9 protein-coding genes, 1 pseudogene and 1 other annotated feature are annotated in these 12,231 nt (G+C 51.5%); of the genes and pseudogenes, 4 read left to right on the plus strand and 6 right to left on the minus strand.

Annotated features, from left to right (window positions below; all coding sequences use genetic code 11):
* Positions 1–80 precede the first annotated feature (80 nt).
* From BLO43_RS01845 to BLO43_RS01860, 4 genes and pseudogenes are all read right to left on the minus strand, one after another.
* A complete protein-coding gene (locus BLO43_RS01845) occupies positions 81–1,262 on the minus strand; it encodes an NAD(P)/FAD-dependent oxidoreductase (protein WP_175443815.1) in 1,182 nt (393 codons plus the stop codon).
* A 162-nt stretch (positions 1,263–1,424) separates the two neighbouring features.
* The gene (locus BLO43_RS01850) at positions 1,425–2,777 is read right to left on the minus strand and encodes a SulP family inorganic anion transporter (RefSeq protein WP_090905474.1); all 1,353 of its coding nucleotides are present in this window, start codon (positions 2,775–2,777) and stop codon (positions 1,425–1,427) included.
* Positions 2,778–2,919: 142 nt separating this feature from the next.
* Positions 2,920–3,435 (minus strand): hypothetical protein, encoded by a 516-nt coding sequence (locus tag BLO43_RS01855; RefSeq protein WP_090905475.1) that lies wholly within the window; start codon positions 3,433–3,435, stop codon positions 2,920–2,922.
* 764 nt (positions 3,436–4,199) lie between these two features.
* A pseudogene (locus BLO43_RS01860) lies at positions 4,200–4,426 on the minus strand (IS3 family transposase); the annotation flags it as partial.
* Positions 4,216–4,334: a sequence feature (AL1L pseudoknot), on the minus strand. (Overlaps the previous pseudogene by 119 nt.)
* Positions 4,427–4,554: 128 nt before the next feature.
* Between BLO43_RS01860 and BLO43_RS01865 the strand changes: the two are divergent.
* The 4 genes from BLO43_RS01865 (at position 4,555) to BLO43_RS01885 (ending at position 8,539) form a co-directional block, all read left to right on the plus strand.
* Positions 4,555–4,761, plus strand: a complete 207-nt coding sequence (locus BLO43_RS01865; protein WP_090905477.1) for a hypothetical protein — start codon at positions 4,555–4,557, stop codon at positions 4,759–4,761.
* A gap of 1,324 nt (positions 4,762–6,085) precedes the next feature.
* Complete coding sequence (gene pepA, locus BLO43_RS01875) at positions 6,086–6,943, plus strand: flocculation-associated PEP-CTERM protein PepA (protein ID WP_139149213.1); 858 nt, start codon at positions 6,086–6,088, stop codon at positions 6,941–6,943.
* 101 nt (positions 6,944–7,044) lie between these two features.
* Positions 7,045–7,815, plus strand: coding sequence for a hypothetical protein (locus tag BLO43_RS01880; protein WP_090905482.1), 771 nt, complete (start codon positions 7,045–7,047; stop codon positions 7,813–7,815).
* Between the two features lie 406 nt (positions 7,816–8,221).
* Positions 8,222–8,539 carry a putative signal transducing protein gene (locus BLO43_RS01885; RefSeq protein ID WP_090905484.1) on the plus strand — a complete coding sequence of 106 codons (318 nt, stop codon included), beginning with the start codon at positions 8,222–8,224 and terminating at the stop codon, positions 8,537–8,539.
* A 223-nt stretch (positions 8,540–8,762) separates the two neighbouring features.
* Here BLO43_RS01885 and BLO43_RS01890 read toward each other — a convergent pair whose 3' ends face one another.
* Both BLO43_RS01890 and BLO43_RS01895 read right to left on the minus strand, forming a co-directional pair.
* Complete coding sequence (locus BLO43_RS01890; RefSeq protein WP_217628008.1) at positions 8,763–9,410, minus strand: glutathione S-transferase family protein; 648 nt, start codon at positions 9,408–9,410, stop codon at positions 8,763–8,765.
* Between the two features lie 336 nt (positions 9,411–9,746).
* Positions 9,747–11,942 carry a TonB-dependent receptor family protein gene (locus tag BLO43_RS01895; RefSeq protein ID WP_090905488.1) on the minus strand — a complete coding sequence of 732 codons (2,196 nt, stop codon included), beginning with the start codon at positions 11,940–11,942 and terminating at the stop codon, positions 9,747–9,749.
* Positions 11,943–12,231: the final 289 nt, after the last annotated feature.

The raw sequence follows: 12,231 nt of genomic DNA on the forward strand, positions 1-12,231 counted from the left end.
TATGCTTTCAGGATTTAGAGGCCCCGTTTGGGAGCTGATTTACATGGAACTCAGTGCAGCTAACGGCTGCTTACCGCAGCTTAGCGGAATAGAATTTTCGCCCATCCGGGTAATGTTAATAAAAAAGCTGGATCGGCCGTTTCATTAAACAACCCTTCCACCTTGCCGCGAGTCGTTTCGTTATTGCGCGTATGCTTCACCAATTTATTGGTCAAGTACGGCCATTTAAATAAGAATTCGGCTTTACGGTAGATTTCAAACTTGGGCTGAAGGGCGTCCACGCTCCGTGTGTAGGTTTGTGCCACTGCGGCACGGCCCAACTGGCATTTCGCGATAATGGCTTCCGCGGCAAGAATACCCGTTTCCATCGCTTTCCCGATACCTTCGCCAGTAAGGGGAAATGTCGCGCCAATGCATTCCCCAATGCCAAGCAAACCGCCCTTGGCAAAACGCGTGCCGGATAAACCCGTGCGAAGTGGCGCGCCTTTGAGGGGGCTAACGATCTCGCCATCACGCATCAGCTCTTGCAAGAGAGGCAGCTTGGCAATAAAATTTTCATAGTTGTGGCGGAGATTATTGTGTTTGTGCGCAGACCCGAAGAATCCTATTCCGATATTGAATATCGCATCCGGGCCTGGGAAAATCCAGCCATAGCCGCCTTTGACGGTGGTGTCGAAAACAAATACCAGTTCATTGAAATCTTTTGCCAGCCGCTCGTTACGCACATACTGGCGAACGGCGAAACTCCTGCATTCAGCACTCAATAATAAACCCGCACGCTCGATCGGTGCCGGATGAGCACCTGTTGCCAGTAATACCCATGATGCACGAGTAGAGACAACTCCAAGGCCTGTATTGAATTCGATCCGGTAATATTTTCCATTCTCGTCCAACACGCGGATGAAATCATGTCCGGGTGAAAACATGGCGCCGGTTTCGATGGCGCCATTCAACAACAATTCATCCAGCTTTTGACGCTGTATGCATGCACCGTGCGCACGAACCAGAACGTCACTGCCATCGGAGCTAATCAGGCGCATGCCGTCAACGGCATAGGATATCCCAGCTACGCGCTGGGTCAGCCCGAGTTTGCTCAGTGCGTGAAATGCATCGGGAATTAAGGCATCTCCACAGGTTTTGTCGCGGGGAAATATGGCCTTATCAAATAGGCCAACCGATAACCCAGCGCTGGACAAAGTGCGCGCAGCCGCACAACCCGCAGGACCCGCACCAATGATAGCGACATCGTAAGCCTGTTCCATTTGAATTCTGTCAAACGTAATCCATTTGAGCAAAGCAGTATGTGTGTTGCTCCTGCAGCAACCGGGCCATACATTATTGTATGGCAGCATGAATCATGACATTTGGCCAAATGGAGCTAAAATCCAATTTGTCCCGTCAGCCTGCGATCCAGTATCTTCGGGTTAATCTAGCCCTCCTCCTCCACCCGAGGAAAATTTTTGCAGGTATTTTTTAATAATAGTTTTGCTGGGCATCTTGTCGGCCTGATTGAGAACAATATAATTAATAAGACCATGTACCGTCATGGCGATAAGCAAGCCTTCGAAAATGCCCACTTTATAGACCAGCAACCCGCAAAGGGTGGCAAGAATCATGGCGTATTGGCCGTGACTCGCTACGTGCCACAGTCCCATGATCATTTTCCAGCCGGAGAAGATCATGATGGCCGCCAGCGAAAATTTGGGAAGAAACTCAAGATACTGTGAGTTCATGACAAAGAATGCGACCACGATGCCTATGACAAGAACGGAGAATTTGGTCATGGCGCCAGCCAGTTTATTGGTGGTGCTTTTTGCCAGACCGTCCAGATTGGTCATGCCGCCGAAGAAGCTGGAACCCATATTGGCTATCCAGATAGCCAACAAGCTGTTATTGGTGTTGCATTTGCGTTTTAGCGGATCTATTTTTTCGATGGCGGCGTTGCTCATGACCTGCTCTATCACGTCGATCACCGCCAGCATGGCCGCAAAACCTATAACGTACATCCAAGTCAATGCACTGTCGAAGTGTGGTATCGGCAGATCGAGACGAAGCTCCACATCATCCACGTGCAACATGGACATGGGCACGAATTGTGCGAGTACTATACTTGCCCCGATCAACAGGAAATAAGGGATCGCTGGTTTCGTGTCCTTGAATTTCGAAAACAGGTAGACAAACATGGCGAAACCAGCCAGCGATATAAGCGCTATCTGGATACGCGCGCCATTCCAGAATGTATCGGTTGATTCCTGATCAATAGGCAGTTCATAGGTAAATGTCAAAAACTTGAGGGCGATCTTCAAGCCAACCCCCGCCAACAGTCCTTCGACAAGGTAGCTGGGCACCGCCAGCAGAATATATTTCTGCCAATCGAATTTCCATATCAGGCTTTGCATAAATGCAGTCAGGAAAATGACAAATGCCATATTTTCCATGCCAAAACTATGAACTCCCATCGCCAGAACCGGCGCCAGGCCCGCCGCGACGCCAGGTGCGCCAATATAGTTGCCCGGCCTGATGAAAGCATTGATCCAGCCGATAAAACAGGCGAACGCAACGGTTGCCAAAGCGACCTTGATGGGATATTCAGACATCAAGGCAATGCCCACAGTCAGGGGAATCGCCATGGCCCCGGTTATGATCCCGGCCTGGACATCGCGGGCAATATATTTAACCTGAAATGCTGCTGATGCTGATGGATCGGCTGGCGAAGAAACTCGTTCCGTTTCTTGATCGTGTGAAGGTGTGGGTGGTTCGCGATGACTGGATGACATGAATCATTGTCTCCATGCAAGGGACATATTGGACCGCAATTCATACGGCAGCCTATTTAGAAACGGGATAACCATTACCTCATTTCGTAAAGCTGCCCTCGCAGTCCTTCTTCGTAAGGATGGGAATTCGTTCAAAAATTCCTTAAATTCCACCATTCTTTTTTCTACCTTTAAGAGAATTTTTTGGGGATATGGCTGATTCGGAAGTTCGGCGAGAGCGGGTCTTTTTCTGTTCTTCATAACCGGTTTCAATTCCGCCGTGCGCATCCGGGGAAGCGTACTGGTGCGGAGTGCCTGGCCGTATCGTATCCACGCTTGCCCGGAACTGTATTGCATCCATCCCGCTGCCCAGGGTTAAATCCACCTGACTCGAAGGTACCAAAGGGGCCAATGGCTTCGAAGAAAATGAGGGCATACTATTTTCACGGCTGGATTGCAATTCGGAAAACATTTCGATTATGCGCTGGTGATCCGACTCCCTGTCGTGCTTGAGTTGCTGGAAAGCAGTGGCCATGCGCTCCAGCGCTGGCTCCGCGACCACCATGAATTCCGAGACGATTCCACTCATGCTTTGACCGCCCGCATCGCTAATCCTGCGCAGGAGCGCGTGCTGATGATCGGTAAGTGTGATGGTAATGCGCGGCTTCGATGTGGGCATGACAAACACTCCTTAGGTGATGCACCTGATGCTAGTGCATCACCTAAGGAGTGTCAAGTCCGCTATAAGATCCATCAACGTGATACGGAGATGAAACCGGCTACAACGGGTCTGGGGGAGCAATGGAACAGTGAACCGGCTTAAGGATTTCCGGCAGGGCTTCGAAGCGAATGCAGTTTGCCCCGAGCGACCGAGATAGAATATTTACGCACGTTCAGGTTGCATTCATTAATTTACGGGCGATTAGTAGGTAATTTATATTATTACTGATACATAGATAGCTATAAAGCGCATATGCGACGGGGTTAGTCTCCTTTACAAAGTTGTTTTCTTCACATATACTTCACAAATAGTTCACAACTATTTAACAATCACAGAGCAAGCGCAAGCTTTGCTATTGATCAATATGGAGGGGCAAGATGGAAACTGCAAAAATGAAACCGGAAAATAGCAAGGATGAAAACCCCAAGCATGATAACTTGCTTGAACTGGTCCTGATCGGACTGTTAGCCGCATTGATGGGGCTGGCTTCCTGAGGGTTGAAGTGACCCGAATGACTAGGAGGCCAGCGCAAACTGTCAGGACTTCCCCGGATCACCCCGCTTAGGCGGGTTTTTTATTGCTGTCCATGGCCCACTGGCATCAAGGTAGCTAATTGAAAAAAAACTAGAATCCGTATCAAACAAGTTCTATAAGTTGCTGTAATTATTTACCTTACGCTCTACTAACGTACTTTACAATCCGAATTCTGAGTGCTCCCCTAGTTGCGCAGCATAGCGCCGGTAGCCAATCTGCAACACCCTGCAAATCGGTTCGACCCCGCAGACATCCCGACGCGCATCTATGAACGCTCTCAAGACTTGAATCACCGGTCGAGCTCCGCCTGGGCGAAAAACGCACTAGCCAGTTTCAATATCTCGTTGGCTTTGCGCAATTCTTTCACCTCGCGTTCCAGCGCTTTTACCCGCTCAGTGCTCGTCACCCCATCACGCTGACAGTCGTTATAAATTAATCGACGCTAGTTATACATTAATCTCACTTGCGCGTGGCCTATAGACACACCTATAGTTGAAGCATGCCTACTCATTGGCGACATATTGGTAAAAAAAGGAATTGATTATGGAGACTAATAGAAACGTAGGTTCCATTGCACCTATTCCTCCCCTAGCCGGAGAAACCCCAGATAAAGTCCGTTCTGCCAGCGCTCTTCAGGAGTTAAGTGAGTTCTACGAATCCGGATGCTTCGAAGATGATGAGGAAATCGAGGTGGGACTAATGATTCATCTGAGCAGCTTCCTCGATAACAATAGAGAGAATAAAGATTAAGGTTTACAGGAAAATACTCGGGAGCGGTGCTGTCCGTTACTCACCGACATTTTTTTCTAGCATGGACTTGATCGAATTGTTAAGCCAGAGTCATTTAATGAACCGCTCTTCAGTATCCAGAAAGACACTGCTATATTCCTTACCAATTGCCGTTTTCCTAATATTTGGCATTGTCGGTTTGATAATAGGCCTCTCCGCGTTCCATCTGGTATGTTCCACCGTCAGGCAATTTTTTGCTTATGATAATGGTTAATGGCAGTGAAAGACCTTCCGCACGAGAAGTCGGATACGTAGTTCCCCACTCAATGTGGCATATGTAACTCCTATGCGAATCGCACAGAAGGATTTTCAGAGAAAAGGATGATGTATCAACCGAATGCCAAGGAGACCGATATGAACGACACTCTTTTGTTTTGGGGAACTTTCATTCTTATCATTGTTGCTGGCTTGGGAATACCCGGAATAAATTAAATCTTTTGCAGATAAACACCTCTCCGCATGGGGCGAAAATGCGATTAAATTAGCTGTTGCAATGTTGTAAGCGAAAATTCCAGTATTCAAACTAAGTCAAAATATGATTGGCGGTTTTCCTGATTATTTCAAGAGAATTGGTGTCCCCTCTTCCTAGCGCGGGCTGTAATTATGGTTTCCAGGCCAAAACGCGCAGGATAGACTGCCCGCCGACTACTGGGGCAAGAGGTCCGCATCCTCATAATCACCATGGTATGACACAAGTGAATAAGTCGTAACAAGGGTTTTCTTATAGCTAAGGAGTATTTTGCGTATGTAAGCCACACGAAGCGCCTCCCATCCCAACGACATACCAGACTTTACCGAACCCTGTCCCCTATGTCGTCCGACACACCATTCTTGTGCGTCATTTTCTCTCCTCCGCATTTAGTTTTCCTGGATATCCAGGCAATAATTACGCAATCCCTGGTCAGCATTTTCACTACCCTCCTCCTTTCATGTTCCGCGGCGTCCAGTTATGAAATCATCTCATCTCATCATTAAAATATGTTGTTTTCATTTATAAGAATCTCCCTCTAGGATGCCATGGCAGTTCGGTTACTTCAAGTAATTGAAATTAGGGACTGCTGCCAATTTCCATGCGGCAAACAAACGAGCCCCATCTTTCGTAGACATGACGTCCGGCATGTATTGCTGATAGCGTGTCCGGGGGCCGACTTCTTTTCCCATATTGTTCCATTTGATGATGGCTGGATATAGCTGCGTGGCATCTACGTAAGTCAATCTATGGAATGGAAGAAAAGAAGATTTTATCTGAGCGGTTTATTGTGTAATTAACCTGGAGAAATATGTTATGAACGAGTCATTTATTTATAAAGATTTACAGATGGCAGGAATAGTGGCGGTTCTTGCTTTTGGGATCAGCTCGCAGGCTTTCGCAACCACAACTTTCACCGTCGATCCGAATGCCGCTTTTGGAGCAGTCGGCGGACCTCACCCTGGTCCCTTCCAGGCAGATCTCATCACTGGCAACTCGTCAACGCTCGTGAAACTGGATACCACTGGACCTTTTCCCGTCGGCACGACCGCTAGCGGGGCAGGATGGGTCAATTTCTCGTCCTTCGTCGATGAGAATTCCAATAATGTACTTGGGTCTGTTAGCGGTTTAAATAATAATTGGCAACTGTGGGCCGAATACAGTTATACGATCGCGCTGGATGGTGGTGCCTATGCCAAACCCAATAGCAGCTACATCGTCACCGGGCTACATGCTGATTTGTGGGCTGATCCTTCAATTGCGTCACCCACTGCCTTCATTGCCGCGACCAACGGCGGCGCAGCCGCATCAGTCGTCCATGGTGCAGACAGCTTCAAGATTGCCACTGTAGACTTGATCGAGGGGGTTGCGAATATTAATGGTCTAGGCGGAACTGGTTTTAACTCGACAACAAATTTTACACTTCTTGACCCTCAAGGGAGCGCCTTGTTTACAGCGCCTGTCCCATTTTACACAGTGCAGTTCCAGAACTTTAACAATACCAGCCAGGGCATTTTCATAGCCAGCGATCATATAACGATCAATAAGGCTAACGGCGGTGTCGATTTCCTGTCACCAGTTCCAGAGCCAGAAACTTATGCCATGCTGCTGGCCGGTTTAGGGGTAATGGGTTTCATTGCGCGTCGCCGAAGCAAGACGATTAACCCGATATAACAGCGTTTCAGCCCGTTCCGCCCTAAAAGGGAACGGGCCAATGGCCCGATAGCGACAATAATAATCTAATGAACTACGAACTAAAAGGCAGACGAAAAACGATGGCCATTAAAAATCCTTCTTCGGAAGATCAAAATAATGCGAGGTCGTCGCTCCAAGACGACATGGGGGGTAGGCGTAACATTTATACGGCTCGGGTTAGCGGCAAGATGATTCCATTTTCCATTGACCATCTCCAGCGATATTCGCGCATCATTCTGGAAGCGATAGCGGTGCGGCAGCACCTTGACCTGCTGAGATGGTTGCAGGGAGAAGTCCAGCAATACCTGCCCCATGAAATCATGCTGGCCGCCTGGGGCAATTTTGGCGCGAATGTCATTCACTACGACATTGTTTCCGCCCTGCCCGGCGTCAGGACCGCACATCTGGAACCTGAGCACCTATCGCCGCTGCTACGCGGCCTCTATCAGCGCTGGGTCGACATGGGTGGGATGCCTTGCGCATTTCGGGACTGCTCCGATACCCTGTATGAAAGCAGTGGCGCGCAATACGCCTTTGGAGGCATCCTGCAAAGCATGCGCTCATCCCTGTTGCACGGCATCCGCGATAGGCGCGGGCGCCATGACCGCCTTTACGTAATTTTCAGCTCGCACGAGGAACTCGACTGTTCCGCCCTGGGCACAATGGCAATCCTGATGCCTCATATTGACGCCGCATTCAGCCGGGTAGCGCCCTTGCCCCGCGCATGCCAACAGACATCATTCCTGGCAAATGAACTGGCAGATTCGGATACCGCCCGGAGCAAGAAGGAAGCCGAAATGAGGGAAGACAACGGACGGAGCAAGCACGAAGTCGCAACATGGGTTGAGTAAGATGGGCAAACCCGATACCGGGAATAAGCAGCACCGCTTCCGGCCATGGCATACCTCCTATGGGAAATCATTGAGTCGGTACACTGTTCCATTGCTCCCAAGACCCCATAACGAGGAATGAACAAGAGAGCGCGTTGATGGGTTTACTTATATGCTCATAGCCCGGGGATCATGTTAATGGTGGTGAATTCACTTCCCGCTCTGAAATAGGCTAAACTCAAGCCTTTCGGTACGGCGCACGTCGCTCCCGAGTGATGGCGAGACGGTTTACCGATTGGGAGAATTCATCGTTTGGTCTATGAGTGCCGGGCAAGCGGCAGAAATGGCTGCAAAACAGCCCATTAGCACTCGCGTAGCTCGGAGAGCTATCCGGGTTCAAATAAATTTATTCGCGCATCTACGGTAAATGAAGAAACTTTGTTCCGCCGCGAATCTGATGGAAGCTCATATCATGCTTGATCTTCTCGGGCATGCGTACATAGCGGCGAGGTTATTCAATGAACATGCGCAGGGTGGTATGGGAGACATCCCATTTACCCATGCTTATCCCGAGGTATGGGTTGTCAACGACAGCGATTTTGTTCGGGGACAGGCAATCGTAAGCGCTTTTGAAAAAGCTCCCATCGAAACGCGTGTGGTATTTTGCCGCGCATGTGGCGAAGAGAATCCGCATAATTTTCAATTGTGCTGGCAGTGTGGCGCCGGGCTGGAGGCGATGTCCTAGCAGCCTGCCGGACTGGCGGAATTGAAGCCAGGAAAATGTAGCTTGCACCACCTGAGCGTCGCCGCCCGCAGCCATCCCGTCTAGGAGTATTGCTTAGCGATACTCCATACTAACAGGGGTCGCTTCAAGAAATGGAAATTTACGCACGCTGAGGATGCAGCACAGCAAGTAGGGGCTTTGAGGCGGAAGGAACTTTATCCGCGCTGTGGCCGGCTTTGACGATCTATCCCGCCTCGACCCGTGCATCGTACGCGGCGACGGTGCGCTTCCACGCGGGTCGGGCCAGGCACCGATCTCGATACGACGCGACTCGCGGATATGGCACGATCAATCCCTCGTCCTTGATGCCCGAGAGCAGCACGTGCGCCATCAGGATATCGGCGACCGTGAAATCTTTTGTCGCGACGAAGTCGCGGTCGGCGAACCAGCGCTCAAGGTTCGTCAACACCCGATTGACCCAGCCGACCAGGAAATCGCGGGGCTTGCTGCAACTCCCATCGGCTGTCCAGTCGTGCACCATCAGACTAAGCAGCGGTGGTTCCACCGAGTTCATCGCGGTAAAACACCAGCGTATTACCTGCGCTTCGCCCGCGTGGTCGCCGGGAATCAAGCGGCCGGACTTCTTCGCCAGGTAGACGACGATGGCGGCGGATTCGGACAGCACCAACCCGTCATCATCGATCGCCGGAATCTGTTCGAAAGGGCTCAGCCGGCGATAGGCGTCTGTGGTCAGGTCGTGTGCGGGGTGGTCCATGCCGACCAACTCGAAAGGCAGTTGCATCTCTTCGAGCGCCCACAGCACGCGCAGGTCGCGGGTGTGCCCGCGTGCGTAAGCGTTGACCTTGGAAAAACCGTAGAGCTTAAGCATCATGACGTTCCTTCGATTCGTCTGTTTTGATTACCCAACCGCGCATTCAGTTCCACATGTTGCGAGTCTTGGTGCAATTGCGCAAACGGCCATTTGTGCAACGATACTCCACGCCAGCACGAAACCATCGACGAAACGCTATTACCGCACGTCCCGCCTCTAGGCTGGGAGCACATCAATCTGACTGGCGACTACGTTTGGCACGCCAACAGGCGGGCCGCACGAGGTGGGTTCCGTCCTTTGCGGCCAGTCAAATCGGCGTTACCAAAAGCTTAGCGTGCGTAAATTTCCGTTTCTTGAGGTGACCCCTAATAGTTCTATCAATGATCGCGCACTATCTTAGAAGGTATAAGTCGCGCTTACCCCCACCATATAGTTGCGCCCCGGCGCGGGCTCATAAAAGCGGCCGTTGCCTTCATTGACGATCACCGATCCACTATATTTTGTATCGGCGATATTATCCATGCGAACGAATTCGGTGAACTTCCAACCGCGGAACTGATGCGAATAGGCGACGCGAATATTTGCCATCGCGTACTGCTTCGCGGCTTCGGTATTGGTATCATTGACAAAGATTTTATCCCGGTAGATCGCCTCTACCGCCGCTGAAAAACCCGGTTGGCCGCGCCGCCAGGTTAACTCCGCATAAGCCGTGTTGCGTGGCACGCCGGGCAGAAAATTGCCTTCAGCCACGGTTACCGTGCGCGGCGCCGCGGTCGGGCGATAAGTATAGGCGTCCTGGAAAATTGCATCGAGATAGGTGTAGGATAGAAATGCGGAAAGATCCGGCCCGAAACGTGAATCAAGCGAGAGTTCCACGCCGCGCCGTGTCGTATCGGCCGCGTTCTGGAAGGTGGCCCGGCCGCCGGAATTCGTGGCAGGCAGGATTTCACCGGTAACGAAAGCCTGGAAAAGCGCAAGATTGATACGCGTGTTGTTCGCAGGCAGCCACTTGAGTCCCGCTTCCACGTTAAGACTCCGGCTTGGCCGCAGCGCAAAATTAAGGCCGCTGGCGCCGTCGGGCCGATAGGCGAGTTCAGCGAAGGTGGGCGTTTCGAAACCGCTGCCGGTGCTGACATACAGGTTGAGGCTGGATGTCGCCTTGTACAACAGCCCCAGCACCGGATTCACATTCTGGAAAGTGATGCCGCCGCTGTCATCGGGGTTGCCCGTACGGGTGTAGAAATCCTCGGATTTGAATTTCACCTCCGTATGGCGTACCCCGGCAGAGAGAATCCAGGATGGCACGAATTGCCACTCGGCCTGCACATACTGGCCGAAACTGGTGACCGTGTTGTTCTCGTTGCGGCGCAGATCGCCGCGCACGCCCAATGTTGCACCGATGAAGTTTTCGAAACCTTTTCGCCTTTCCTTAGAGCTATCGTAGTCGATTCCCGCCGTCAGCGTTAACGGCCGTGGGCCGCTGGTGCGATGCGTCCATCGCAAACCCAGCCCGCCAAATTGGCGATCCAGATCGACCACGCCTCCGGAATTGGTAGCCGGAATCTGCGCGCCGCGTGGAATGGCGAGAAATTGCAAAATCTCCCGCGTTCCCGCATAGCCGATCAGTTTGATTGTATTCGAGGGAGATAGCTTGTGTTCATAAACCACGCCGCCCTGCGTATTGTCGATACTCTTGCGCGTATTGAAAGTGGTAGCGCTTGCATCCGCCTGGCGTGGATCAGCGCTCATTTGGGCTCGTGTCAAACCGAGCGGGTCCTGCGTGTCGCCCTGGTGCAATTCGTTGGTCACCAGTGTAAGCGTGGCATCATGAGCGAACCGGTAGGTTAGCTTTGCGTTTGCCTGGTAACGGGTGGCTGCGCTGTGATCGCGATAGCCATGCGTCTCGAAACGGGAAATGTCCACCACATAATTGAACGGGCCTGTCCCGGTTGTCCCCGTTCCGCCGAGTGTACCGCCAAGCTTGAGCTCTCCGCGGGTCGTGCCATAGCTGCCCCCCAGCAACATAGCGGATAACACTGTGCCCGGCGGACCATCCTCGGTGAACGCCTGTATCACGCCCCCGGGGGCATTGCCATAGATGGCGGAAAAAGGTCCTCTCAATACTTCGATGCGCTGGACCGACCCCAGGTTGATGGTAGCCGCCTGGCCCTGGCCGTCCGGCATGGTGGCGGGAATATCATCGACGATCATCCGTATGCCACGAATTCCGAAAGTGGAGCGTGCGCCGAAGCCGCGGCTGGATATTTGCAGATCCTGTGCGTAGTTCTGCCTATTCAGAATTACCAGGCCGGGAATACGGGTCAATGCCTCCGAAAGATTGACAAGAGGCCGCCCATCCCGGATGACAGGCGCCTCCACCACGTCAATGGACATGGGCAGTAGAAAACTCGACTGGTCAACGCGGGTACCCGTGACGACAACCGGGTTGAGCGTGGGCGTGGTGTTCGAGGATGAAGCCGCCACAGCCTGAGGACTTTGCTGTGAGGGAGACTGGGCTGAGGAGAAGCCGGATGCAAACGCCAAAGTAACCAGGCTCACTACCCGGCAACCATCTGGTATGGGAGTCTTCAAACCTGAATCAGGTAGTTGAATGGGGTGAAGTAAGCATTTTTCCGGGAGATGAGGCAAGGCATTGCCAACAACGTGGCCATACGCCGAAAGAACATGCAGTCCGCCCTATTATGCTGATCCACCGGAAAGGCAAAATCCAAATGACGCGGAACATATACGTAGATCATAGCGCTACACTGAAAAACGAGCGGTCAATTGCATTCATTAACTTCCGACTTTTACTTAATCATGCGCAATGATAGCGACACTGCCGGTCATCAATCAACCTGCGCCGCATATCCGAAATATT

It is taken from the genome of Nitrosospira sp. Nsp13 (genome assembly GCF_900101945.1).
Taxonomy (GTDB): Bacteria; Pseudomonadota; Gammaproteobacteria; order Burkholderiales; family Nitrosomonadaceae; genus Nitrosospira; species Nitrosospira multiformis_D.